The following is a 23,710-nucleotide window of genomic DNA, read 5'->3' on the forward strand; positions in this document are numbered from 1 at the left end:
AAAATGCCGACAGGGTGCGTCGAACGGCTTGCCCGATGCAGAAGCATCGCGCTGCGCCGCTCTCCTGCCCCGTCGGCATTTTGAACCGGCGCAGGACGCAAGGGGAGTGAGAAAGGCAGGTTAATCCTCCGGGTAGCGGATGCGCTGGCACAGCGCGCCGGCGGGGTCGGCCGCCAGCCGGGCCAGCACCTCGGGCAGGTCGTCGAACGCGCAGTCGCCGCTGAACAGCACGTCCAGCGCCGGGTCGAGCAGCAGCTCCAGCGCCGTCCCCATGCGCCTTGCATGGTCCCAGCGCGGCCGCTGCGCCGCCGCCACCATCCCGACCTGGGACGAGCGCAGGGTCAGGCGCCGGGAGTGGAAGGCCTCGCCCAGCGGCAGCAGCACCGGCGTGCCGCCGTACCAGCTGGCTTCGACCACAATGGCCTCGACCCCGGCGAGGCCGAGCGCGGTGGCCGCGCCCTTCGGATGGCCGCTGGCGTGGATCACCAGGTCCTGGTCGCCCGGCGCGTCCGGCGGCAGGGCGAAGCCGACCCCGAGCGCCGCGGCGACCGCCGCCCGGCCGGGATCGGTGTCGACCAGCGTCACCGTGCAGCCCGGGATCCGCCCGGCCAGCCGGGCGACCAGGCAGCCGACCGCGCCGGCGCCGACCACGGCGATGCGGTCGCCCGGACGCGCCGCCGAATCCCAGACGACGTTCAGCGCCGTCTCCATGTTGGCGGCCAGCACCGCCCGCTCGGGCGGCAGGCCCTCGGGCAGCGGCGTCACCGCCGCCGCCGGCACGACATAGGCGGTCTGGTGCGGGAACAGGCAGAACACGTCGCGGCCCAGCAGCGCCTCCGGCCCGGCCTCGACCGTGCCGACATTGCTGTAGCCGTATTTCACCGGCCCCGGGAACACGCCGGCCTGGAACGGCGCCCGCATCGCCTGGTGCTGGCTGGCCGGCACCTTGCCCTGGAACACCAGCGCCTCGGTGCCGCGGCTGAGGGCGCCGAAGCGGGCGCGGACCCGCACCTCGCCGGGGCCCGGCTCGGGCAGGGTCTCGGTGCCGATCCGGGCCTGGCCCGGCTTGAGGATCCAGAGGGCGCGCGCTTCCATGGATCATGGATAAGCCGGCGCATTGTCTCCGGCCAGTGGGTTCCGTAGCCTGGGGCCCGTAATCGGGAGGATGGGCATGTTTCTCGGCATCGATCTCGGGACCTCGGGGGTCAAGGTGGTGCTGGTCGACGGCGACCAGCGCGTGGTCGACCAGGAGGCGGTGCCGCTCTCCGTCTCCCGCCCGCATCCGCTGTGGAGCGAGCAGGACCCGGAGGAATGGTGGCACGCCACCGACCAGGCCGTGGTCGCGCTCAAGGCCCGGCACGCCCAGGCCCTGTCCGGCGTTCGCGGCATCGGCCTGTCCGGCCAGATGCACGGCGCCACGCTGCTGGACCAGGCCGACCGGCCGATTCGCCCGGCGATCCTGTGGAACGATGGCCGCGCCGGCGCCGAATGCGCCGAGCTGGAGCGGCGCGAGCCGCGCTCCCGCGCCATCACCGGCAACCTGGCCATGCCCGGCTTCACCGCGCCGAAGCTGCTGTGGGTGGCGGCGCATGAGCCCGACGCCTTCGCCCGCACCCGCCGGGTGCTGCTGCCGAAGGACTATCTGCGCCTGCGCATGACCGGAACGGCGGCCTCGGAGATGTCGGACGCCGCCGGCACGCTGTGGCTCGACGTCGGCGCCCGGCGCTGGTCCGAGGCGATGCTGGCCGCCACCGGCCTGCCCCTTTCGGCGATGCCCGAGCTGTTCGAGGGCAGCCAGGCGACCGGCACGCTGCGGGCCGAGGTCGCCGCCGCCTGGGGCGTGCCGGCCGATGCGGTGGTGGCGGGCGGGGCGGGCGACAACGCCGCCGGCGCCGCCGGGGTCGGGGTGATCCGCCCGGGCGACGCCTTCCTGTCGCTCGGCACCTCGGGCGTGCTGTTCGTCGCCGATGCCGGCTTCGCGCCCAACCCGGCCCAGGCGGTGCACGCCTTCTGCCACTGCCTGCCGGGCACCTGGCACCGCATGTCGGTGATCCTGAGCGCCGCCTCGGCCCTGTCCTGGCTGGCCCGCCTCCTGGGCGGCACCGAGCCGGAGCTGCTGGCCGAGGCCGAGGCCGCCGATCCGGACATCGGCGACCTGCTGTTCCTGCCCTATCTCTCCGGCGAGCGCACGCCGCACAACGACCCGACGGCGACCGGCGTGTTCCTCGGCCTGACCCATGCCACCGGGCGGCCGCAGCTGGTCCGCGCCCTCTTGGAGGGCGTGGCCTTTGCCTTCGCCGACGGCCAGGCGGCGCTGACCGCGGCCGGCACCGAGATCGGCGAGGTCTCGGTGATCGGCGGCGGCGCCCGGTCCCCCTTCTGGGGCCGGATCCTGGCGGCGGCGCTGAACCGGCCGCTGCACTACCCGGCGGGCGGCGAGCTGGGCCCCGCCTTCGGCGCCGCGCGCCTGGGCCGCCTGGCCGCCACCGGCGAGGCGCCCGAAGCCGTCTGCACCCGGCCGCAGACCGCGCATGTGGTCGAGCCGGACGCGGCGCTGGCCGAGCGCTATGCCCAGAAGTACGAGCGCTTCCGCGCCCTGTACCCGATGCTGAAGCCGGCCTGGGCGGGGGTGAAGCCATGAAGAGATCAGCGAGCGACGGCGTGACCCCGGCTCAATACGACTCGTGGTTCCGCCAGAAGGTCGCCGAAGGCATTGCCGACGCCCGCGCTGGGCATGTCCTTTCAGGAGAGGACATCGAAGCTGAATTCGCCGAACGGCGGGCCGCGACGCTGAGCGAGATCGGCAAGCAGATGGCTCCCAAATAGCTTCGCTGTCCTGTTCCGGTCTGAGAGACCGTTTGGAAATGCGCTGGCGTGAGTCGGATGGCGGTGGTTTCGAGAACCGGAGCGCAGCGCACATTGGTGCGTGAGCACCGGAAGCGCAGAAACCGCCGTCAGACGGCCGCGCCAGTAGCATTTACAAATGGTCTCTACTCTCCCGCCACCGCACCGAGGCTGGCGATCACCACCAGGGCGATACCGGCGAGCTGGGCCGGGCTGAGCGCCTGGCCGAGCACGACGAAGCCGATCAGCGTGCCCAGCGCCGGCTCCGCGCTCATCAGGATGCCGAAGGCCCGCGTCGGCATCCGCCGCAGCGCCATCATCTCCAGCGCGTAGGGCAAGAGCGGCACCAGGATGGCGAGGCCGATGGTGATGCCCAGCACCGGCAGCGGGATATGCCCGCCATTCTCCGCCAGCCCCCAGGGGGTGGCGACCAGCGCGGCGACGGCCAGGGACATGGTCAGCCCCTGCAGCCCCGCGAAGGCCTGGCCGACCCGCTTCATCAGCAGGATGTAGACCGCCCAGCCGAGGCCGGCGCCGAGGGCGAAGCCGGCACCGGCCGGGTCGACCGTCCAGTCCGACCCGTCATGCACCAGCAGCACCACGCCGACCAGGGCGAGGACCGGCCAGAGCGCGTGCCAGGCGCGGCGCATGCCGAAGGCGGCGACGCCGAGCGGCCCGAGGAACTCGATCGCCGTGGCCAGGCCCAGCGGGATGCGGATCACGGCCTGGAAGTAGCACAGCGTCATGCCGGCCATCGCCGCGCCCAGCAGGATCGCCCCGCGCCACTGCGCCCGGCTGTAGGACAGGATCTTCGGCCGGGTGACCATGGCCAGCAGCAGCGCCGCCCAGGCCAGCCGCAGCCAGGTCGTGCCCAGCGGGCCGAAGCTCTCCAGCGTCGGCGCCGCCAGGGCGGCGCCGAGCTGGATCGAGGTCATCGAGCCGACCGCCATCAGCGCGGCGACGGCGATGCCCGCGGTGGTGCCCGGTGTGCTGTTGGAATCGGTCGCCATGCTGTCTGCATCCGGCTGTCGGGTTGGGGCCGCAGTATAGCGAGGATGGAGAGTCGCGGCGGTGTCAGAGACCGTTTGGAAATGTGCTGGCGTGAGTCGAATGGCGGTGGTTTCGAGAACCGGCGCGCAGCGGACGTTTGGGTCCGTGAGCACCGGAAGCTTCGAGTTCGCCGTCAGGCGGCCGCGCCAGTAGCATTTACAAGCGGTCTCTCAGACCGGGCGCTTGTCGAAGGCCAGCCGCACGGCGAAGCCGGCGAGCAGGCTGCCCATCACCCAGCGCTGCACCTGCAGCCAGGTCGGCCGCGCCGCGAACCAGGACGCGATGCCGCCGGCGGCCAGCACGATCAGCAGGTTGACGGTGAAGCTGATCGCCACCTGTGTGGCGCCCAGCACCAGGCTCTGCGCCAGCACCCGGCCGCGCTCCGGGTCGATGAACTGCGGCAGCAGCGAGACGTAGAAGATCGCGATCTTCGGGTTCAGCAGGCTGGTTAGGAAGCCCATGGCGAACAGCTTGGCCGGGCGGTCGGCCTCGAGGTCGCGCCGCGGCTGCAGCGCCGAGCCGGCGCCGGGGCGCACCGAGGTCCAGGCCATCCACAGCAGATAGGCGGCCCCGGCCAGCTTCACCGCCTCATAGGCCAGCGGCACGGTGAGCATCAGGGCGGTGAGGCCGAGCGCGGTCGCCAGCATGTAGCAGAGGAAGCCGAGCACCACGCCGCCGAGCGAGATCGCGCCGGCCAGCCGGCCCTGCAGGATCGAGCGCGACAGCAGGTAGATCATGTTCGGCCCGGGGGTGCAGACCATGCCGAGCGCGATCAGGGCGAGGCCGGCCAGGCCGGTGGGGCTGACGATCATCGACGCGGTCCTCGGCTGAAGCGAAGCCGAGCATCGCGGCCGGCCTCGCCGCCGGGCAATCGAAACATTGCTCGGAGGGCAAGATTTACCTCCGATAGAGAGCCCCTGGCCGTGTTGCTTTCTTATTCATTGTCATTGCCGGGCTTGACCCGGCAATCCAGGGGCCACCCGGAACGGCATCGGCATTTCCTGGATGCCCGGGTCAAGCCCGGGCATGACAGTCAAAAGCGGCTGCGAGCGATCGCGACGGCGCCATCCACTAACTCTTCACCAGCGGGCAGCCACCCTCGGCCTCGGGCCGGAAGGCCTGGTCGGCCGGGATGGTGGCGCGCAGGGTGTACAGGTCCCAGTCGCCCTTGGCCTCGCCCGGCGCCTTGACCTGGAACAGGTACATCGGGTGGATGTGGCGGCCGTCGGCACGGATCCGGCCCTGGCCGAACAGCAGGTCGTCGCTGGGGTTGGCCTTCATCCAGGCCATCACCGCGGCGGGGTCCTTGCCCTTGGTCGCCGCCACCGCCTTCAGATAGTGGGTCAGCGCGGCATAGACGCCGGCCTGGATCATGCTGGGCGGGTTGCCGCCCATCTGCTCGGCGAAGCGCTTGGAGAAGGCGCGGGTGCCGTCGTTCATGTCCCAGTAGAAGCCTTCGGTGAACAGCAGCCCCTGCGCCGCCGGCAGCCCCAGCGTCTTGACGTCGCGGATCGTGGTCAGCAGCCCGGCCAGCTTCTGCCCGCCGGCCTGCAGGCCGAACTCCGCCGCCTGCTTGATCGCGTTGATGGTGTCGCCGCCGGCATTGGCGAAAGCCACCACCTTGGCGCCGGAGGCCTGGGCCTGCAGCAGGAAGGAGGCGAAGTCCTGCCCCGGGAACGGGTGCCGGACCGAGCCGACGACCGTGCCGCCCTGGGCCTTGACCAGCGCGCCGGCGTCACGCTCCAGCGCATGGCCGAAGGCATAGTCGGCGGTGATGAAGAACCAGGTGTCGTCGCCCTGCCCCACCAGCGCGCTGGCGGTGCCGTGGGCCAGGGCCCAGGTGTCGTAGGTCCAGTGCACGGTGTTGGGCGAGCATTGCGCCCCGGTCAGGTCCGAGGTGCCGGCGCCGGAATTGAGGAAGACCTTGTTCTTGTCGCGGGTGATCTGGTTGACCGCGAGCGCGACCGAGGAGGTCGGGACGTCGAGGATGGCGTCGACGCCGTCCTGATCATACCATTGCCGGGCGATGTTCGACCCGATGTCGGGCTTGTTCTGGTGGTCGGCGGAGACGATCTCGACCGTCACCGTCCTGTCGACCGCGGCGAAATCCTCCGCCGCCATCCGCGCCGCCACCACCGAGCCCTCGCCGGTGATGTCGGCATAGACGCCGGAGCGGTCGTTCATCACCCCGACCTTGACGGCGGTCTGGGCTCGGGTCTCGCCGGAGGACAGAAGGCCGGCCGCGATCAGGCCCAGCGCCAGGACGTGAAGCTTCATCGTCTCCCCCCGATAGTATGTTTTCGTTGCCGGGATGATGACAGGAAGTCCGTCGGATCGACAAGCAAGCCCGGGTTCGAGCCGGCCCATCCTTTCATCCTCCCCCTCCCCTTGCGGGCTACAGCATTCACACATCTGCTTGAGACACCGGCGGTGGGTATACGAACAGATTGCCTCTCCCGCTTGCGAGACCTTTTCACAATAGCCGCGACTGCTCTTCTTTAGTCCCCCCTCCCCTTGCGGGAGGGGGAGGATGAAAGTCCACAGCGGACAGGAGCGGCGATCGGGCCCCCTCACCACCTCCCCGTCCCCACCCAGCTCAGGCTGGCGTCATAGGTGCTGCCGCTCCTCTGGCCTTCCAGGGCATAGCGCAGGGCGTCGATGGCGTGGTTCTCGCGGTCCTCCAGCTCGGGCAGGACATCGCCGGTGCGCGGGTCGGTGCGCCAGCTGTACAGCGCCAGCTCGTCGATCAGGTGCCGGCAGCGCGGATGCACCAGGATGTCGCAGCTCTTCAGGAACTCGACGCCTTCCTTGACCGACCCGGCGCCCTTCGCCGCCGCCCGCAGCCGCGGGAAGCCGTAGCGCTGCATGTAGCTGATCGTCTCCGGCCGGGCGCCGTCGGCCACGATCGGCCAGTCGCGCGCCGCCGGCACCGTGTCGAACAGCGCCGGCGTGCGGTCGATCTCGCAGCCGACCCGATAGGCCTCGTGGTCGACATGCAGCGTCCGGCCCACCAGGAAGCAGCGCACCAGCACGGTCGGGTCGCGGGCGAAGCCCCAGTCGGCACCGAACAGGAAGCGGGCCTTGGCCGGCGTCTCGAACGGCTCGACCCGCCAGTTGCGGAACACCCGCGCCTCGCTGCTGCGCTGATAGCCGCCCAGCCAGACATGCTGGTACTTGTCCGGGTCGCGCTCGCGGTCCCATTCCATCTCCGCCTTCAGCACCTTCGGGAAATGCGGGTTCGCCATCCAGTTGGCCTCGATCAGCGTGGTCCGGGGCGGCTTCGCCCCGGCGCGGAACAGCTGGTCGACCGGGTCGTCCGGCCGGGTCGGGTTCCAGGAGAACCACAGCTCCGACTCCGGCTTGCGGATGGTCGGGCGCAGCAGCTCCAGGCTGCGCTTCGACAGCGACTGCGCCTCCTCGACCCAGGCGATGTCGTAGCCCTCCAGCGACTTGATGCTCTCCGCCGTGTGGTTCTGCATGCCCTGGAAGATGATCCGCCCCTCACCCGGCCCGAGGATCCGGTCGGCCTGGTATAGCGGGGCGCGCGCTTTTAGATGACGGGGCACCCGCTTCTGGACTGACTGCGAGCGCCGGAGTGCGACAGAGATCCGCGACGATGAGAGATGCAAACCCTGGCTGCTATGTGACGTAGTAGCCTCTCCTCCCAGAGCAGGGGTACCCATTCGGGTCCTTGTGCGGACGCAACACCGTCGACCGTGTCTTGCGGACGAACCGCTTTAGGCAATACGGGCATTCGACCTTGTGGGTCATCGAAGATCTGGATACCCACTTTCGGGAGATAGGCCGAGGCCGTGCCACGGCGCCGGCTCGACCCGATCCAAAGTCCTTGCCAAAATAATCTTTCGACGCTTTCTCGCCGGCTTTCGTTAGCTCAATCGGAAAACGTGGTTCGAAAACCTCGTCTTCTAGCTCCAGCCTCCGTATTTTATGATGGAAGAATGTTTTTACACCAGGATCGCTAGAGCGGCCGCCGGTTCGATCCCAAACGTAGAAATATTCGGCAGCCTCTCCATCCTTCTTCCGCTTATAGGCAAGCGCATAGGGCTCGACGAGGCGCGGCCGTCCATCGTCATAGGTTAGCGACAACAATCGCCTTTCCGCCCCCGCTTCCATGATCACGTTTCTATAACTGGACGGGAAAAACGGTGCGGCCTGCCATCTGGACGAGACGATGTCTTGAAAAATGGCCTCGATTGAGCTTCTAAAGCCCACTTCGGCACGATCGAAGTCAAAACGACCGACGATCGGAGCAACATATTTTTGCCAAGCGGCGCGAAAGAAGGGCATCGGAAGTCCAAGCAGGATTTCCTTTGCGGCACCGGGGCTCCGTTCAAAAATCGTCTTCCTAAGAAACGTCGACAATACCAGACTGCGATTAATATTTATCGATTCATCAAAAAAAGTCGCATAGACAAAATCATATAAATCAAAAGAATGCCGACGTTGAATTAGACACTTCAGTTTGTTTGCCAGCAATTCTTCAAGAGCTACACATCGCAACTGCGCCTGACACGCCGCCTCGTCTGAGTACGGATGAATGAGTGGGCGTGTGACGATCGGAAGGTACAACCTGTCAAATTCTGTCAGATCGATCCGAATGCTGATAAGCAGGCTATCGGAATTGCCATAGAAATCTCTAAAATAAATTCTACCTTTATAGGATTGTCGCTCAGCGTCGAGCGCCGTTTCTGCCCGCAATGTATTTTTGTCAGTATCAAATAAGACGCCGCACTGCTGATGGGCCGCAGCACAGGCTTGATTTATCTCGGCCTGCATTCGACCAACATCAATATCCGACAGAACAGAAAAATCAAGATCACTCGAAAATCGTGTATTCTGATAGAATGCTTTCCGCATGCAATTTCCACCCTTAAATATCAGCATTTCAGATAGATATGCATTCTCGTAAACAGCTTTGAGCAACCACCCGAAGACGTAGTCGCGCTCTACATTAGCATGATGTACGCCAATTATTTTGGACTGCGCCTCAATCTCTCTCTTGTCAATCATGGTGAATATTCCACTAAGCCAGGATCCAACATCTTACCTAAAATTGCTCCTGTCGCCCAGGGCAGCCGGATATCTTGCAGTGCCACGGTGGGAGTGACGGCCGACTGGGCATTGCTAATCCGGCGACCGAAAGAAGCGGGGCAACCGCCAATTGATGGCTGCCCCGCTGCACTCGTCAGTGGTCGTTGGCGACGGGAGGATGGCGATCGGATGCTCGATACGCCTCCTCGATCCGGCGGCACGCCACCTCGAAATACCCCTCATCTTGCTCGATGCCGAAGAACCGCCGGCCCAGCAGAACGCAGGCGACGCCGGTCGTGCCCGAGCCCATGAAGGGATCGAGCACCGTCTGGCCGCACAGCGGGAGCAGATCGCTCATCAGCCGGGTTGGTTTCCCGGTCAGGTGGTGCTTGTCCTCGGGAAGGACCCGATGCCGGAACACCCCAGGCAGACACGGCCCATTTACTGGTAGCGAGCCATTGGACCCCCAGGCGATGTACTCTGCCTGGTTGCGGTAGCGTCCTCGCTGCGGCCGGGCCGCCTCGGTCTTGTCCCAGATGCACAGCCCGCGCCACAGCCATCCGCCGGCCTGAATGGCATCAGTGGTGACGGGCAGTTGGCGCCAGTCGCTGAACACCAGACATAAGGCACCCGGCCGTGCGATCTTCAATGCGGCGGCCATCCAGAGAGCCGACCAGGCGAGATAACTGCGCTGGTCCCGATTGTCGCCGGAGAAGTCCCGATAGAGGTGCCGCTGTGCGGTGTTGACGTACTTCTGGGAGGGCTTGCCCATGCGATCCGCGGCATGGACCCCGCCCGAGCTATACGGCGGGTCAGCGACTAGGGCATCAACCTGATCGAGGTCCGGAATGATGCCCAGCGACTCTCCGCAATACAGGACAGCGTGGCCGATCCGCCGGACTTTGGCCCGGTGGATGATGGACGGCGCCTTCAAGATTCGACTCGACTCTCGCAAAGTTTGTTCTACCTTTGTTCACGTCGTCGCGCGGCGATCGACGGGTCGGAAACGAGCGAGTGCCCCTCTCGCGGCTTGGGCGTTGGCGCGCCCAGCCCCCGTCGCACCGGACGGAGGTGTTCGATGAAAAGGACGAAGAAGACCAAGCCCCGGATGACCCTGGCGCTGCCGCTTGATCCGGCAGCCCGGAACGATGAGCTGGAGGCCGCCGTGCGGGCGGCGGAGGCGTCGTTCCTGGCGAAATCTGCGGAGCCTGAGGCGGAACCGGAGCCCACGCCCGCTGCCGAGCCGGCCAAGGTCGCCGCGCCCGCCGTGCCCCAGGTCCCGATCCTCACACCCTCGGCGCCTCCGGCGGCCAAGGCCACGGAGTTCGTGGACGAGCCGCGCAGCGGCCGGAACACCCTGTACATCGTCGCCGCCGCCAAATGGGGCGAGATGCGGGCCAAGCGCGGCAAGAAGCTGGGATGGCAGCGCCTGCCCGACGCCGGCTTCAAGGCGAAGGCCCAGGCGCTGCGGGCCGCTGAGCTGATGGTCGAGGCCGGCCGGGCGACCGGCGCCGTCGCCGTCCAGCAGACAGCCGATCCTGACGCTGGAGACTATGACGAGCCGGTCATCCTGGCGCAGTTCGGCCGGCTGCCCGAGGGCTTCGCCGAGGTCTAGGAGGCCGCCGGGGTGCCTTGGCCCGCGAACGCATCGTCGATAATTGGGATCTCGGGATGCGGTTGTCCGACGTATCATCGGGCACCGCCATCGTGGCGAGCTGCGGCCGGTGTAAGGCACGCCGCCAGTTGGACCGGCGCAAGGTGATCGAGGCGTTCGGCAAGGAGGCCCGGCTGTTCAAGTTGGAGTTGATCTTGAGATGCCGGCGTTGTGGAACCGGAGCGGCATCACGCATTCAGCTATTTATGGTGCCGAGGTGATGCCGCGCCACTCAAAGCACAGCGGTCTAGATACCCAGGAACTTGGCCGCAAGCGACGACACAACTCCCCACGCGACCTGCTTTATGCCATCGGTTGCCTCGGCAAAAAGCCGTTGAAAGATGGGCTTTGCGCTGGCTAGGTCACCATTAGTGGTCACTTCGACCAGTTGCTTCACCTCTGCCCGCGATACTGCATCAATCTTCGCGCCGCTGCTGGAGAGCAACTGTAGAAGGTATTCGATCACCTCCGTCTGGTTCTCGATATTGACGCTAACCGCTTGGGTAACGTGGCCACCTATCCCGATCGGAGATTGGTGAAACGTTCCGCCGGAGATGTGAACGCTGGGTCGCGCCTCAGACCGTTGAGCTGGCTTTGCCGTCGCCTTGCTCTGGTTCGCAGTGCGGTAGCCTAGTTCCGTCAGATACGCGAACTCCCGCTTGCTATATATGCCGAGGATCATGACCCCAGAGTTGGGGTCATTCTCATACGCTGCCATCGGGCCGGTGCCGATCAGCGCGCTCTCCTCCAACTCCTTAAGGGCGAGATCGTAGTCGACGTTCGTCGCGCCGGAAGCAAGGCGATTGGCCTTCAAATCGGTAAGCGACAAACCCTCGTAGCCGGCCCGTAGGTCATCTGCGGTCAGGTCCCGCGCCATAAAATCGGCAAGCAAATCGGCGAGAACCGCCAGGGGTAAACTATCCAGTTTCCGCATAAATGCCTCTCCCAATGTCCGCTTCGACGGCGGAGGCTAAATGTCATTCATCATTCGACACAGGGCAAGATATGGAGGCGCGGTGCAGCTCCGCCGCGCCTCCGGTTGGATTTCACCTGTTCAAGATCCGCGAGGCCGAATCAGCCTCCGCTCGGCGCCCTACGGCAGCGCCAGCGTGGTCGCCGGCGACAGGCCGGCGCCATTCTTGGCCCTGATATCCAACTCCAGCGCCGGCCACGGGCCGCCATCGGCTGCGATCAGGTCGGCCGTGTAGGTCCAGCCGTTGTAGAGCGCGCGGTAGGTACGCACCGCCGCGGCCTGGCCGTTCGGCCGGACGGCGATCTGGTACTCGGTCGCTCCGGTCGAGGGCTCCCATTGGAACACGAGATCCGGCGAGGTGTAGGCGTTGGTCAGCTCGGCGTTCTCCGGCGCCGCCGGCGGCTGCTGGACCACGGTCAGCGGGATGCCAGCGGAAACCAGGTAGTCGCCGGGGAACAGGTCTCTGGGCTCGATCCGCACATACTGCGTCTGCCCGGCGGGCGGGGCGTCCACCTCGATCTCGGTCGCTGTGCCCTCATACACCAGGTTGGACGAGAGGGGCGTGAAGTCGGCGGCCGGCCCGCGATAGACGGCATAGGACTTGAAGTCCGGCTCGGTCACAGCGGCCCAGCTCACCTTCATCCGCCCGGTAAGCTGGGGCGTGACGGTGATGTCGGCCGGCGGCTCGGGCGCTGGATCGAGGACGCGCAGCACGGCCGGCGTGGGAGACTGGCCGGCCTCGTTGACTCCGACCACCTGGATCTCGAACCGCCGCCACGGGCCGCCGACCGGCTGCACGTCGCCGGCCGAGATCGTTAGCGGCGGCAGCGGAGTGGAGAGCGCTAACGCCAGCTTGTCGAAGATGCCGGGCGTAGCGTCCTCGACATAGAGCGAGACCTGGTAGGACGCGGCCCGCGGAGCCGGATTGAAGCGCAGGCGGGCGGAACCGGCGGCATACCGGGTTTCGAGGGCGAGGCCGGAGACCACCGCCGGCAGGATCTGCGGCTGTCCGTAGACGCCGCCGATCGGCGGCGTCCAGGGTCCGCGGAACATTCCGACCGCGGCACCGCGGATGTAGAGCATTCCCGGCTCCGGCCGCACCGTGACGCGGTTCGCCTGGCCGGCATAGACGGTCGACCAGGCGATGGTGTCCCGCGACGTCTGGATGATGTAGCTCACCGCGCCCGGCGCGACGGCCCAGGACAGGAACAGGATGGGGTCCAGGCTGTTCGGGTCCTGCGCGATGCGCAGGTCCCGCATCTCCGGCGCGTCCGGCGGTAGCGGCAGGATCGGCGGCATTGGCGGGACCGGGAGACCCTGCTCGGCGACATGGACATACTCGTCCTCGATCTGCAGCTGCAGCTCGGCATGGGTGAGGTCGATGGGGCGGGCCGAGATCAGCAGGAACCGCTTAATGAACTCCTTGCCCGGCCCGGCGACCCATTGGGTCGTCACCGCATCCGGATCGAGGCGGATGATGTCAGCCAGCGAGGCGCCTTGCTGGGCGGCGACCAGGTCGTGGTCGGCCCGATCGACGATGGCCTGGTCGTCGAATTCGCCGCGCGTGATCTTCACCGGCCCCCACTCGCCGCCGTTCGGCCGGCGCAGCGCCATCCAGTGCTGCGCGCCTTCGACCCAGCCGATCGCCTCGTCCAGGTCGAGCGTGAGCGTTGCCGGCGCGAAGCCCATGACATCGCCGCCGTAACCCCATTGCGGCATGTCGTGGTTGAGGATGACCAGGTCGCCGCGCTGCAGGAGCCGGCCCTCCATCTCCGCCTGGAACTTGGCGAAGATGCGCCGCCGCGCGTTGACCGCAGCCTGGTAGATGCCCTCGCGGAACGCCTGGGGCCGCTTGGCGCAGCCGAACAGCGACATGCGCGCCGGCTTGACCGAGGCGCTGCCCGGCAGCGCACACCGGACCTCCTGGTCGGTCCAGACCTGCTCGTCGACATACTCGACGATCACGTCGTCGGGCGACTCCGGGTCCCAGAGCTTGTAGGTGACCTCAAGCGTGCCGCGGACGATGGACCGGGGCGTGAAGACGGCCTTGGCGATGCTCTGCGGCCGGTCGCGGGCGACGGTGACGATGCCGCCTAGGTTCACGTGCTGCGCGCGGCCGACGCGGAGCAGCGCGGTCAAGGCGTCCTCGAAAGAGCGCTCGGTGTCGAACACGCCGTCGAAGGTGTCACCGCGCTGTGCCCATACCTGGTCCAGTGCCAGGAAGGCTGGGAGGTCGATCCGGCCATCCAGCACGCCCGCGCCTGAGCGGCCGTTGCGGAGCATGTAGGTCGCTGCCCAGGCGATCGAGCGTGTCGGCTGTTCCTCGGTCCAGCTGGCGCCGGTCCAGATCGGCAGCATGCGGGTCTGGATGACCCTGAACTGGCGCGACGACTGTTCCGAAAGCTGGTCGGTGGCCTTGATCTTGACGGCGAGCAGCGAGGTATCGGGATAGGTCTGCTCTCCGACGATGTAGGCCCGGAGCCCGCCCCAGACCGAGCTGTCGCGGACATTGGTGTCGTTGGAGTTCTTGCTCGTCCGCCGCATGCGGGCCTGGTACCGCCCATCGGCGACGTCGAATGGAATCGTGAGGCGCTGCGGGTCGACGGTGGCTCGCTCCACGAAGGGCTCGCCGAGTGTCACCCAGCCGCCGACCGGATTGCCGAGGTCGTCGATCTGCCGGGCCTGGCACTCGAAGGTGACCGACTGCTCGCCGATGTCGCCGTCCTTCTCGTCGGCCTCGAAGAGCCCCTGCGGGAAGACGATGTCGAAGGCGAGCCGGTTGCAGATCTGGCCCGGCCCCGACGCCGCGAAGGGACCGACCCAGCCTTCAAGGACGATCTCGATCTCGGCGTCGGTCTCGTCGGCGACCGGCTCGGCGACGATGACGGTCTTATCGTCCGGCGAGATCGAGACGATGGTGAACGTGCCGTTGTTGTGGGCGGAGCCGGCAACGATCACCTTGTCGCCGACGATGAAGCCCTCAGCGCCCTGCGACTTGTCCTGGTCGAAGGGGCCGTCGCCCTCGCGGAAGCGGATGGACCGGTCGGCCGCATGGATGTCGACGTGCCCCTCGCTGCGCAGATGGCGCAGGCTCTGCCCCGTCACCTCCGCCGAGGTCACGACATTGAACGGCCATTTCACCTTGCCGCCCGGCGGGATGAACTGCAGCTCGACCCCGACGAAGTTGCCGGTCAGGCCGCCGGCTTCCCGCCAGAGCGAGGTGTTGGCGATCAGCACCTCGTGGTGCTGGTAGCGGCCGACGCCCAGGCTGAACAGCTGGTACAGGAACTGCTCGTTGTCCTGGAAATCCGCCCAGGGCGGCGCCGCGAAGTCGGGGACGAGGATATGGCGGCCGAACAGCTCAGGGATCGGCTGGTCGAGCCGTGCCTGGTTGCCTTGCGCCTGCAGGCTGTAGGTCGGCGAGGCCGCGGGCAGCCCGCCGGCGCCGCCCGGCGACTTCGGCGTCGCCGGCGGCAGGATCATGTTGATCAGGACGCCGCCGACCAGGGTGATGCCGGCGGTCACCAGCGACAGCGTTGCCGCGGTGGCGCCCACGCCGGCGATGACCGGCGCCAGGTAGGGCGCCGCGACCGCGAGCGCGAGCATCGCCACGATGCGGAAGATGCCGGCCGAACCGCCGCCGCCATCGCCCGGCAGCTCGATGAAGGCGACGCGATCGGTCGGATCGATGACCGTGGTCGACCAGTCCGCGCGCAGGACCGGCACGTCGTTGCGGATGCAGACGACGGGGATGCGCTGGTCGATCGGGTGGCGCTCCAGCCATCCGGCGATCGTCACCGGCTCCGCCAGCTCGAAATGCGCGATCGGCCCGAGCGGCGTGGTCCGGCAGATGGCCGGCTCGATCCCGTCAAGCGGCATGGTCGTACCAGGTGAGGCAACGCCAACCGCCGGCGGTCAGCTTGGCCGGGGTGTCGAACAGCACCCCGCCGGAGCGGGCCGCATGCAGGACGCCGCCTTCATCGAGCTGGAGCCAGACCCCGACATGGTGCGGCGTCGAGGCATGGCTCATCTCCACGATCGCGCCGTGGACCGCGGCCGGGATCGGCGACCAAGCGGAACGGGCGTGGTGGCGCCGGATGGTGCGGGCGATGGTCAGCGCATCGTCGGTGCCGACGCGCACGATCGGCAGCTCGCGGCCGAACAGCTCCCGCTGGACGTAGCGGCAGAGGCCCCAGCAATCGAAGGCGTCCGGCCCCTGGCCGCCGAGCGCCCAGGGCAAGCCGATCAGGCTGTTGACGAGGTCCGCGGGCGTCATCGGGCCAACAGCGGGAAGCCTTCGCGGGTGTAGCGGAGACCCGGAAAGGTGCGGTTGACGAAGTCGAGGAAGCCGGCCCGGCCGGTCACGCGGTAGATCGTGGCGATGGCCTCGCGCAGCGTGAAACCGCTCATGACCCGGTGAGGCTGCGAGGTGTCGGCGGCCAGGTACTCCCGATAGGTCAGCTCGATCGGCGCCCGCACGGCGATGGCCTGGCCGAGGCGGTCGGCGATCTCTCGGGTGACGTTGTCCACCGAGATCTCCATTTCGGGGAGGCGGCCGGCCGCCTGCTCGGGCAGCCCTACGGTGAAGGCGAAGCCCTTGAACGCCACCTGGAGGCCGCCGTGCAGCGGCGCGTCGGCTTCGAGGGTCAGGACGTGATCGTCGTGATCGAGCACCACCCGCACGGCATCGGGCGCGCCGCTTTCGGTGACGAAGGCCGGGTGCCGCATCTCCAGCGTGTGCAGCACCAGAGTATTCGGCGCCGCGTAGGCGTAGGCTTCGGCCAGCGCCTGGCTGATGGTCGGAGCCGTCATCGGGTCAGCGGCTCCGAGCCTGGCGGATGACGGCGCCAGCAGCGTCGACCGTCGCCAGGCCCTGGTCCGACAGCTTGCGCTTGTAAACTCCCCAGGTCTCTACCGCGAGGCTGCCTCGCGGGTAGATCGGCGACTGCGATCCGAGGACGGGCTTCATCGTCGAGACGACGTTGCCCGCGCCGTCCTTGGTCATCGCGGCGATGTCGACTTGGGCGGAGGCCCGCACCACGATGGCGCCGCCTCGGACAAACAAGACCTCGGCCGTGCCAGTCGAGGCGCTGTCGGGCGCAAAGCGCAGGCAGAGCGTTCCGATGGCCCCGTAGGTCAGGCCGGCCGTCCCCGGCGTGCCCACCGCCGGCAGCTGCACGCCGTTGGCCGAGACCCGCATCGCGAAGGCCAGGAGCGTGCTGGCGTCCGGATAGATGCTGCCGACGGTCTGGAACACCACGATGCCGCGCGTCGTCGTGACCGTGGTGGTGATGAAGCCGCTGGTCCAGGGGGACGGGCCGCCAGGAACGAGCGGCGACTCAATCCTGCCGTGCCAGAAGGCAGACCACGGCTGCGTCATGTCGATCGTCGGGCCAGGCACATGGGCCGTCGCCTGCAGCCTGATGCCGCCGTTGGCCATTAGCGCTGCGCTGTCACCCGCCGCGCCGGCCGTCTGGGCAGCTGTGGGCGCGCCGCCCGGCGCCCAATTCTTGATCGAGCCGACCGTGTCGTTCTGGTCGAAGCAGTAGAGGCCGACCAAGTCGGTGATCGGGAAGCCGCGGACACCGACGATCGGCAGGTCGGGACGCGGCGCATTGCCCTTGAGCCGGATGAGCAGGGCCATTCAGCGGATCTCCATCTCGAAGGCGATGAGCCAGTTCCAGAGCGGGTACGGGCCGGATCGGCCGTTATAGGAGGTGTCGGCGAAGACGAGCGGCGATGTGGCGCTGTCGTCGTCGCGGATGTTGCCGAAGCTGAAAGGCCGGTAGGCGGAGATCGGGTCGCCCGCGGCGAAGGCCGTCCCGGTCAACTCCCGTGCCTCGCCGCGCAGGATCGTCTGCCCGCCCGTCTCGATCACTTGGCGCACGACAAAGCGGGCGTTGCCCGCGTTGGCGACATAGAACGCGCCCTCGCTGGCGATGGTCGCGAACTCGGCCGCGACCGGGCCGGCCAGAACCAGATCCTTCGACGCCTGCCCGTTCGGCAGAGCCGGGCCGTCCTGGATGGCGGCAAGGGGCAGCGATGCCGTGAAGGCGTAGCTCTGTTGCCCGTGGCGCAGCGTGTAGGTCGCCTCCGCGTCCAACCCGTCGCCGGCGAGAGCCAGCTCCAGCGTGTCGGGGGCGACGACGGCGACACCGACGACGGCCGGGCCGCCCGTGCGGATCTCGAACCCCAGCGCCGAGCCCTGGGCCGGCAGAATCGTGGTGTCGATCACCAGCCGACCGCCGCGCGGCAGCCGACCGCCGGCCAAGCGCACCATGACTTTCTTCGGATCGGTGCGGCGCCGGACCTCGACCGGGTGGAGCGGCTGCCAGTTCTCCCGCTCAGCCCAGATGCGGCCGAGCACCTTGCCGGCCTGAAGGCCGAACCAGCGCGCACCGTCCGCCGCCAGGTGGATTCGCCCACCGTGCGTCTCCGGGGCGCCGTAACGGCTGTTGATGGCCGAGGCCACATGGTAGTGCGGCCCGATCATGTAGATGTGCGGGTGCCGCTCCGCGGCGCGACGCTGGGCCTCTCCGGATGCCTCGCCCTCGGTCTGATAGGTGATCAGCGGGACGCGGCCGGCCTGCCCGGTGATCGCCCGAATATCCGCGTTGGCGTCGTCGGCATAGTCCATCAAGTCCTGGCAATAGGTCTCGCGGAACTCCTCCTTGTCGAGCACCGGGCCGCCCGGCTCGATCTGGTACAGGTTGTTCGCCGGCCCCTGCATCCAGAAGACGCCGGCGACGGCATAGGACTTCTGGTTCTTGTCGGCCCAGGCTTTCAGGCGCCGGACGTCATCGATCATCGTGTCGTAGAACTTCGCCTGGGGGTCGCGCGCATGGCGCTTGTCCAACTCACGCAACATGCGACCGCCCTGGCCGGCGAAGGTCACCACGATCATCGGCGGCGCCGAACGCTTGGCGGGGCCATAGGCGCCCAGCAGCATCTCCTTGAACATCGCCGCAGCGCCGGCAAGCGGCGTCTCGCCCAGGGCTCCGTTCACCACCTCGGTGAGCGGGACAAGCTGGAAATCGCTGTCCGGCCGGGAGGCCGGCGCGGCCGGGAAGTTGGCCTCCAGCCAGGTCCGTGCGCCACGGGCGAACCGCATGGCATCGTGGCCGGTCTCGGCGGTGGTGACCGGCGGGATCGCCTCGGCACCTTCCTGCTCCGACTGACCATGGCCGATGATGTGCAGCACGTCGGGCAGCCCGGTGCCGGCGCCGGAGCCGAGGCCGGCCAGGAAATCATCCTTGCCGTCCCCAGAGAACTTGAGAAAGTAGCGATCGTCCTCGCTGGCGATGCCGAGCAGAATGTTGGGGTCCACCCCAGGCTCGAAGCTCGCTCCCGATCCGAACAGCTTGAGCACGGCGTAGACGATGGTGTTCAGTTGGGTGTCCCAGGCCACCGCCGGCCGGTCATCATCGCCCACGACGGCGCCGGCGATCGGCTGCCCGTCGACCTCGCCCGCCGTGTCCGGCCGCACGGTATCGGCGATCGGTGCGAGATCCGCGCGGACCTCGCCGATGGCGGTGTCGCCGATCTTGGTCCAGCCCGGCGATCCGGCGGGCGCCGTCTTCTCGTAGACGCCGTTGTTCGCCCGCGTGTCCCGCTCGACCTCCGCTAGCCAATGGATGTCGTCTTCGACGATCTGCTGCAGCTGGGCCAGAGTGTCGACGCGGCGCTTGCCGACGAGCCGGATCTTCGACACCGCGCGGGCCATGGAGTCGACCTGGCCGCCGTCCGTCTCCACGACGGTCGAGGCGTCGCCGTTGACGATCAGGCTGGCGCGCTGCGCGTCGCGCTGGAACTTGGCGATATCGTCTTCAAGGGCCATAGGGGCTTACTCGTTTGCCGGAAGCGAGGTGGGGAGGGTCACGTTGACCAGCTCGTCGAGGCTGGCCATCAGCCTGGCCGCGTCCTCAGGGCCATAGGTGCCGAGGAACCAGACGGCATCGGCATTGATGGTCGCGAGCTGGCGCACGGAGAGGGTCGCCGAGACGGCCCAGGTCATGGAGCCGCGCAGCTTCGGGCGGTACGGCCCGACGAACTTGACCAGGGTCGGCTCGTACCGAGAGCCGGTGAATAGCGGCACCGTGAACGACAGCTGCCCATTGCCCAGCACGTGCTGATACCAGCCCTTGAACAGCTCGAACTCGTCCAGATCCCACAGCCAGGTCTGCCGGAACGTCGCCGGCGACCGGCTGAACCGCATCCGCGTCCGCGCCGGGCCGGCCTCCATGTCGGTGCGGAGGAGCGGCTCGTGCGGGTCGAAATCGAGATCGTCCCGCGACGGCTGATAGGTGAGCCCGGCCGGCCAGGTCGCGGTCATGACCGGTTCCCCATCGCCCGGTTCAGGCCGAAGCGCGACGACATGGCGGTGACCTCGTCGCTGTCGCCGCGATACATGCCGTCCACGATCTCCTGGCGGACTCGCCGGGAGACGATGCGGATGATCTCCTCGCCATCCGGCCCGCGGTCCTGCTGGACCGTGGCGCGGGTGCCGTCACCCTGGATGACCTGGACCTTGACGTTCATACCTGGCGCGCTGCCGCCGGCGCCGGCCGTGCCGCCGATCGACGCCGGCGGCGCCGGGACATAGCCGCCGAACACCCCGCCCTGGGCGAAGGGCTGGGCCGGCGGCAGCGCGACGCCGAGCGTGCCATCGGACAGGCGGGTCAGGTGCAGCGGCACGATCTGCCCATTGTGATTGGCAGCGCGCACCGCCAGGCCGCGGGCGCCGGTGATCAGCGGCATGATCGCCTCGGGGCCGGCCTCCCCCATCAGGCCGGTGCGACCGCCCGCCACCGGGAAATAGGTCGGGCCGGTCACCACCGTGCCGGCGGCGAAAGGCTGCACGGATCCGCGCACGAACGCCGCGCCCTTGGCGAAGCCGAGCGAGGTGCCGATCGAACCCAGGAAATCGCCGATGCCGCCGCCGATATCGCCCAGGAAGCTGCCGATCCCGTTGACGATGCTGCCGAATGCGCCGCCCAGGCCGGACAGGAACCCGCCGCCCTGCTGCTCGACCCCTTCGGTTACCGAGTTGAGCCCGGAGCCGAAGTTCTGGTTGAACTGGTCGGCCGCCGCCTTGGTGTCGGTCGCCGCCTCGGCGATGCTGCCCAGCAGGTCGCCGCCGGCGCCGCCGCCGACGCCCGGCAGACCGGACCCCACGGTGATGGTCGCGGTGCCGACCGAGATCGCAGCCGCTGCCGCGTTGTCGTTGGCCGCACCTCCGAACAGGCTGCTGGCCAGGCCGCCCAGCAGCCCGCCGATGCCGCCGCCGCGGTTGTCGTTGGCCGGCTGCGTCGGGCCGGGCGACCTGCCCAGCCCGGCGCTTCGCGCGATGTCGTCGAACATCGCGTCGGCCGCCTCGCCGAGCGGCTCGAACGCGAACTTGTCCAGCGCCAGGCTGTACAGGCTGTCCAGGAACGACTGGAGCGCGTTGCCGGCCTCGGCGCCGCCCTTGACGATGGTGGTCGCCAGGTCGCGGAAGCTGGTCTTGAATCCGTCCAAGAAGCCGGACAGGCCGGGGTTCTGCAGCTCCAGCGTGCGGCGCCGGATGGCTTCGAGCGAGTCCGCCACCGAGTATCCGGACTCGGCGAGCTTATCGAGCATGGTCGGATCGCCGCCCTGGATGAGCTGTGCCATGCGCGAGAGATCGGCCAGCTCACGGTGCCGGGCCTCCGCCGGTCGCGCCGTCGAGCCGACGAGCGCGACCGTGTTCCCCGCCAGGCTCTCCCGCTGGCGCTGGGCGATCTGCGCCTGGCGCTGAGCCTCGGACGCCTTGGCGTAGGAGTCTGCCTGCTTGTCGATCTCCGCGGTCAGCTGGGCCGTGACCTTCCGGCCGTCCTGCTCGGCCGCGGTCAGCAGCCGGCGCTGCGCGGTCAGCCGGGCAGCAGCTTCGGACGACAGGCCGAGGGTCTCCGACTGCAGCTGCATGTCGCGGACCTGGTCCTTGAGCCGCTTCGACTCCTTGTCGAACTCGGACTCCTTGGACCGCGACGAACCGGCGCCGCCTTGGCCTCGGTTCCAGGTCGACCACTGGCCCTGGACGCCCTTCCAATACTCGTCCCAGCTCGGCACTGTCTCCGGCTCGCCCTGCGCCTGGCGCGCGCGGGTCAGAACGCCGTTTGCCATGCCGGCGACCCAGCCGAGAATGCCGCCCGCCTGCGATCCGGCCTGGGTCAGCGAGATCATGGCGTCCAGCGCCCGGCTGATCACGTCATTGAGCGCCGCCTTGGCCTGCATCGCGCCCCAAGCGATCTTGGCCTGGGCCTCGATCTGCGCCTTGATGGCGGCGGCCAGCTCAGTGTTGCCGTCCTTGACGGCTTTCCTACATGGGTGATGCTCCCGTACAGCCGCCCCGACAGGCGCAGGATGTTGCCCCCCTCGATCAAGACGCGCAGCGGCTTCGGCCAGGGGCTGCCGTCCGGCGCCTGCTCGCGCTCGAACCGCATCTGGGTCGAGACCACCATCGCGGCGCCGATGTTGTCGTAGAGGCCGCGGGCGTTCGCCATGCGCTCGGACACGCGCCCGAGCGCCGCCTGGACGATGGCGCTGTCGACCCGCGTCGAGACACCGACCATCAGACGAAGCCCCGCAGGTTCGCCGGCGTGAAGACGGGCGGCGAGCTGGACGAGACGCTGGCCGACGCCGGGCCGCGCTCGGGCTCGATCCCGTCGAGGTCGAGCCGTTGCCGGCCGGCCGCGATGTCCTGCAGGGTCTTGATCGCGTCCCGGTAGTCGGCCGTGATCTTCTCGTCCGGCGCCTTGCGGTGGAGCTTGTAGATCGCCACGGACTCGGCCGTGTGGGTCAGCAGCTTGGGCACCGAGGCGATCGGCAGCCGGTAGCGCGCGGCCAGGTAGCCGTCGATCGTCGCGTCGGCATCGGCCAGGGCATCCTCGACCGCCGCCGCATCGATCTGGCCGGTGGCCGGCTGGCCGCGGTCGGTCAGCTGCACCAGCAGCTTGGTCCCGTACCGCGTCTCGAGCCCGGCCTGGGTCGCGTAGGTCACTTCGCCTTGACCTTGCGATTGGCGTTGGCAGACGCCGGCCCGATGCGCTCGCCCAGAAGGGCAGCGTCCTCGTCCAACAGCTCGGGCAGCAGATCGCCGATCTCGAAGCGCCGGCCGCGATACTTGATCGCGACCAGGGCAACGTGGCGCGTAGGGGTGACCTCGGCCATCAGCTGACCGCGTCCTGGATCAGGTAGCCGGCATATCCGGCGATCACCAGCTCGCGGACGCTCTCGCCCGTCCGGACGCGCTCGCCGCCGCGGAGGCCGATATCCGCATCGGGGCGCGAACCCGCGACCTTGTCGCCCCACTGTGCGGTGGCCGCGAAGGTCAGGTCGGGAGCCCGGAACGAGAAGTTCCGGTTGCGGTGGATGAACGAGGCATGATTGCCCCAGACCTGCGACAGCGCGGCCGGCTGCCCCTTGCGTGCCGTGTTCAGCCGCGACTGGCCGACGATGATGTCTTCCAGCTCCAGCAGGTCGGCCACCGCCCGGCGCGTGGCCACCGCCTCGTCGCCGGAATTGGCATTGATCGCCTTCGCGATCTTCGGGTGCCGCCGCAGCTTGGACCACACCTTCTGGCCCAAGACGCCGATGTTCGGCCGCACCAGGCAGGCGTCGAGACCGGTGAGGATGTCATCGACCGGATCGCTCGTCGGATCGTCCCAGCGATCGGCCGCGGTGGCGAGCTGGATCTTGTTGCCGACCGGATAGACAGCCGGGTTGAACAGGAGCCTGGCCGCGCGGACCTCCCGCCCGAGGGCGATGTAGTCCGCCAGCCGCTCGGTCGCATGGGTCCGCGGGTCGTAGCCCACGGTGGCGCCGATATCGATGTCTTCCTGGGGGATCGGGTCCTCCAGGCCATAGTCATCGACCGAGCCGTCGCGCTCCTCCGCGCGGAACTCGATCTCATTGGTGCGGCCGGTACGGCCGACCTTGGTGTCGGTGGTCGAGAAGGACTCGTCGACCGGGTATTCCCACCACTTGAACAGCCGCGACGGCACGGTCGCGCGCGGCAGCACCTGGTCGGCGATGTACGCCTGGTTGCGGTAGCCCACCGCCACGGCGGTGAGCTTCGGATCGATGGGAAACGGCGCCTGAATGGCCATGGGACCTCTCTT

The 23,710-nt window shown here is 68.2% G+C and carries 22 protein-coding genes; 3 read left to right on the plus strand and 19 right to left on the minus strand.

Annotated elements, in window-relative coordinates; genetic code table 11:
* Nucleotides 1-120: 120 nt before the first annotated feature.
* The gene (locus ACFW16_RS24670; protein ID WP_380310023.1) at nucleotides 121-1,095 is read right to left on the minus strand and encodes a zinc-binding alcohol dehydrogenase; all 975 of its coding nucleotides are present in this window, start codon (nucleotides 1,093-1,095) and stop codon (nucleotides 121-123) included.
* A gap of 76 nt (nucleotides 1,096-1,171) precedes the next feature.
* Here ACFW16_RS24670 and xylB point away from each other — a divergent pair, with 76 nt between their 5' ends.
* Entirely contained in the window at nucleotides 1,172-2,641 is a 1,470-nt protein-coding gene (gene xylB, locus ACFW16_RS24675; protein WP_380310025.1) for a xylulokinase, read from the plus strand.
* Nucleotides 2,638-2,826 carry a hypothetical protein gene (locus ACFW16_RS24680; RefSeq protein ID WP_380310026.1) on the plus strand — a complete coding sequence of 63 codons (189 nt, stop codon included), beginning with the start codon at nucleotides 2,638-2,640 and terminating at the stop codon, nucleotides 2,824-2,826. Before xylB ends, ACFW16_RS24680 begins: the two co-directional genes overlap by 4 nt.
* A 164-nt stretch (nucleotides 2,827-2,990) precedes the next feature.
* On the opposite strand, the gene ACFW16_RS24685 is transcribed toward ACFW16_RS24680, so the two are convergent.
* The 6 genes from ACFW16_RS24685 to ACFW16_RS24710 form a co-directional block, all read right to left on the minus strand.
* Nucleotides 2,991-3,854: a DMT family transporter gene (locus tag ACFW16_RS24685; protein WP_380310028.1), complete on the minus strand. Its 864-nt coding sequence runs from the start codon at nucleotides 3,852-3,854 to the stop codon at nucleotides 2,991-2,993.
* A 210-nt stretch (nucleotides 3,855-4,064) separates the two neighbouring features.
* Nucleotides 4,065-4,706 carry a LysE family translocator gene (locus tag ACFW16_RS24690; RefSeq protein ID WP_380310030.1) on the minus strand — a complete coding sequence of 214 codons (642 nt, stop codon included), beginning with the start codon at nucleotides 4,704-4,706 and terminating at the stop codon, nucleotides 4,065-4,067.
* A gap of 259 nt (nucleotides 4,707-4,965) precedes the next feature.
* Nucleotides 4,966-6,171: an ABC transporter substrate-binding protein gene (locus tag ACFW16_RS24695; protein ID WP_380310032.1), complete on the minus strand. Its 1,206-nt coding sequence runs from the start codon at nucleotides 6,169-6,171 to the stop codon at nucleotides 4,966-4,968.
* Nucleotides 6,172-6,464: 293 nt separating this feature from the next.
* Nucleotides 6,465-7,460, minus strand: coding sequence for a PBSX family phage terminase large subunit (locus ACFW16_RS24700; protein WP_380310034.1), 996 nt, complete (start codon nucleotides 7,458-7,460; stop codon nucleotides 6,465-6,467).
* A 73-nt stretch (nucleotides 7,461-7,533) separates the two neighbouring features.
* On the minus strand, nucleotides 7,534-8,925 hold the full coding sequence (locus ACFW16_RS24705) for a nucleotidyl transferase AbiEii/AbiGii toxin family protein (RefSeq protein WP_380310036.1): 1,392 nt from the start codon (nucleotides 8,923-8,925) through the stop codon (nucleotides 7,534-7,536).
* Nucleotides 8,926-9,100: 175 nt separating this feature from the next.
* On the minus strand, nucleotides 9,101-9,880 hold the full coding sequence (locus ACFW16_RS24710) for a DNA-methyltransferase (RefSeq protein ID WP_380310038.1): 780 nt from the start codon (nucleotides 9,878-9,880) through the stop codon (nucleotides 9,101-9,103).
* Between the two features lie 144 nt (nucleotides 9,881-10,024).
* Between ACFW16_RS24710 and ACFW16_RS24715 the strand changes: the two genes are divergently transcribed.
* Complete coding sequence (locus ACFW16_RS24715; protein WP_380310040.1) at nucleotides 10,025-10,561, plus strand: hypothetical protein; 537 nt, start codon at nucleotides 10,025-10,027, stop codon at nucleotides 10,559-10,561.
* A 286-nt stretch (nucleotides 10,562-10,847) separates the two neighbouring features.
* Here the strand turns inward: ACFW16_RS24715 and ACFW16_RS24720 are convergent, their stop codons facing one another.
* From ACFW16_RS24720 to ACFW16_RS24775, 12 genes are all read right to left on the minus strand, one after another.
* Nucleotides 10,848-11,534 carry a hypothetical protein gene (locus ACFW16_RS24720; RefSeq protein ID WP_380310042.1) on the minus strand — a complete coding sequence of 229 codons (687 nt, stop codon included), beginning with the start codon at nucleotides 11,532-11,534 and terminating at the stop codon, nucleotides 10,848-10,850.
* 159 nt (nucleotides 11,535-11,693) lie between these two features.
* The gene (locus tag ACFW16_RS24725; protein WP_380310044.1) at nucleotides 11,694-15,452 is read right to left on the minus strand and encodes a host specificity factor TipJ family phage tail protein; all 3,759 of its coding nucleotides are present in this window, start codon (nucleotides 15,450-15,452) and stop codon (nucleotides 11,694-11,696) included.
* Nucleotides 15,442-15,849 (minus strand): NlpC/P60 family protein, encoded by a 408-nt coding sequence (locus ACFW16_RS24730; protein WP_380310046.1) that lies wholly within the window; start codon nucleotides 15,847-15,849, stop codon nucleotides 15,442-15,444. Before ACFW16_RS24730 ends, ACFW16_RS24725 begins: the two co-directional genes overlap by 11 nt.
* A complete protein-coding gene (locus tag ACFW16_RS24735; RefSeq protein ID WP_380310047.1) occupies nucleotides 15,846-16,385 on the minus strand; it encodes a DUF1833 family protein in 540 nt (179 codons plus the stop codon). Before ACFW16_RS24735 ends, ACFW16_RS24730 begins: the two co-directional genes overlap by 4 nt.
* Nucleotides 16,386-16,389: 4 nt before the next feature.
* A complete protein-coding gene (locus ACFW16_RS24740; protein ID WP_380310049.1) occupies nucleotides 16,390-17,217 on the minus strand; it encodes a hypothetical protein in 828 nt (275 codons plus the stop codon).
* Complete coding sequence (locus tag ACFW16_RS24745) at nucleotides 17,218-19,410, minus strand: hypothetical protein (protein WP_380310051.1); 2,193 nt, start codon at nucleotides 19,408-19,410, stop codon at nucleotides 17,218-17,220.
* Between the two features lie 6 nt (nucleotides 19,411-19,416).
* Nucleotides 19,417-19,905, minus strand: a complete 489-nt coding sequence (locus ACFW16_RS24750) for a hypothetical protein (RefSeq protein WP_380310053.1) — start codon at nucleotides 19,903-19,905, stop codon at nucleotides 19,417-19,419.
* A complete protein-coding gene (locus ACFW16_RS24755) occupies nucleotides 19,902-21,824 on the minus strand; it encodes a hypothetical protein (RefSeq protein WP_380310055.1) in 1,923 nt (640 codons plus the stop codon). The genes ACFW16_RS24750 and ACFW16_RS24755 overlap by 4 nt, the downstream gene beginning before the upstream one ends.
* A complete protein-coding gene (locus tag ACFW16_RS24760; RefSeq protein WP_380310057.1) occupies nucleotides 21,794-22,162 on the minus strand; it encodes a phage virion morphogenesis protein in 369 nt (122 codons plus the stop codon). Before ACFW16_RS24760 ends, ACFW16_RS24755 begins: the two co-directional genes overlap by 31 nt.
* Entirely contained in the window at nucleotides 22,162-22,590 is a 429-nt protein-coding gene (locus ACFW16_RS24765; RefSeq protein ID WP_380310059.1) for a gp436 family protein, read from the minus strand. Before ACFW16_RS24765 ends, ACFW16_RS24760 begins: the two co-directional genes overlap by 1 nt.
* A complete protein-coding gene (locus ACFW16_RS24770) occupies nucleotides 22,587-22,760 on the minus strand; it encodes a hypothetical protein (protein ID WP_380310061.1) in 174 nt (57 codons plus the stop codon). Before ACFW16_RS24770 ends, ACFW16_RS24765 begins: the two co-directional genes overlap by 4 nt.
* Nucleotides 22,760-23,698 carry a phage capsid protein gene (locus ACFW16_RS24775; RefSeq protein ID WP_380310063.1) on the minus strand — a complete coding sequence of 313 codons (939 nt, stop codon included), beginning with the start codon at nucleotides 23,696-23,698 and terminating at the stop codon, nucleotides 22,760-22,762. Before ACFW16_RS24775 ends, ACFW16_RS24770 begins: the two co-directional genes overlap by 1 nt.
* Nucleotides 23,699-23,710: the final 12 nt, after the last annotated feature.

The sequence above is a fragment of the Inquilinus sp. NPDC058860 genome, assembly GCF_042743185.1.
Classification (GTDB): domain Bacteria; phylum Pseudomonadota; class Alphaproteobacteria; order DSM-16000; family Inquilinaceae; genus Inquilinus.

Excerpts from the sequence above, each read along its gene's own strand:
- ACFW16_RS24750 (WP_380310053.1), bottom strand. The coding sequence starts at position 19,905 with ATGACCGCGACCTGGCCGGCCGGGCTCACCTATCAGCCGTCGCGGGAC.
- ACFW16_RS24685 (WP_380310028.1), bottom strand. The coding sequence starts at position 3,854 with ATGGCGACCGATTCCAACAGCACACCGGGCACCACCGCGGGCATCGCC.
- ACFW16_RS24770 (WP_380310061.1), bottom strand. The coding sequence starts at position 22,760 with ATGGCCGAGGTCACCCCTACGCGCCACGTTGCCCTGGTCGCGATCAAG.
- ACFW16_RS24730 (WP_380310046.1), bottom strand. The coding sequence starts at position 15,849 with ATGACGCCCGCGGACCTCGTCAACAGCCTGATCGGCTTGCCCTGGGCG.
- xylB (WP_380310025.1), top strand. The coding sequence starts at position 1,172 with ATGTTTCTCGGCATCGATCTCGGGACCTCGGGGGTCAAGGTGGTGCTG.
- ACFW16_RS24690 (WP_380310030.1), bottom strand. The coding sequence starts at position 4,706 with ATGATCGTCAGCCCCACCGGCCTGGCCGGCCTCGCCCTGATCGCGCTC.
- ACFW16_RS24745 (WP_380310051.1), bottom strand. The coding sequence starts at position 19,410 with ATGGCCCTTGAAGACGATATCGCCAAGTTCCAGCGCGACGCGCAGCGC.
- ACFW16_RS24695 (WP_380310032.1), bottom strand. The coding sequence starts at position 6,171 with ATGAAGCTTCACGTCCTGGCGCTGGGCCTGATCGCGGCCGGCCTTCTG.
- ACFW16_RS24725 (WP_380310044.1), bottom strand. The coding sequence starts at position 15,452 with ATGCCGCTTGACGGGATCGAGCCGGCCATCTGCCGGACCACGCCGCTC.
- ACFW16_RS24680 (WP_380310026.1), top strand. The coding sequence starts at position 2,638 with ATGAAGAGATCAGCGAGCGACGGCGTGACCCCGGCTCAATACGACTCG.
- ACFW16_RS24705 (WP_380310036.1), bottom strand. The coding sequence starts at position 8,925 with ATGATTGACAAGAGAGAGATTGAGGCGCAGTCCAAAATAATTGGCGTA.
- ACFW16_RS24760 (WP_380310057.1), bottom strand. The coding sequence starts at position 22,162 with ATGGTCGGTGTCTCGACGCGGGTCGACAGCGCCATCGTCCAGGCGGCG.
- ACFW16_RS24670 (WP_380310023.1), bottom strand. The coding sequence starts at position 1,095 with ATGGAAGCGCGCGCCCTCTGGATCCTCAAGCCGGGCCAGGCCCGGATC.
- ACFW16_RS24720 (WP_380310042.1), bottom strand. The coding sequence starts at position 11,534 with ATGCGGAAACTGGATAGTTTACCCCTGGCGGTTCTCGCCGATTTGCTT.
- ACFW16_RS24715 (WP_380310040.1), top strand. The coding sequence starts at position 10,025 with ATGAAAAGGACGAAGAAGACCAAGCCCCGGATGACCCTGGCGCTGCCG.
- ACFW16_RS24755 (WP_380310055.1), bottom strand. The coding sequence starts at position 21,824 with ATGCAGGCCAAGGCGGCGCTCAATGACGTGATCAGCCGGGCGCTGGAC.
- ACFW16_RS24735 (WP_380310047.1), bottom strand. The coding sequence starts at position 16,385 with ATGACGGCTCCGACCATCAGCCAGGCGCTGGCCGAAGCCTACGCCTAC.
- ACFW16_RS24775 (WP_380310063.1), bottom strand. The coding sequence starts at position 23,698 with ATGGCCATTCAGGCGCCGTTTCCCATCGATCCGAAGCTCACCGCCGTG.
- ACFW16_RS24740 (WP_380310049.1), bottom strand. The coding sequence starts at position 17,217 with ATGGCCCTGCTCATCCGGCTCAAGGGCAATGCGCCGCGTCCCGACCTG.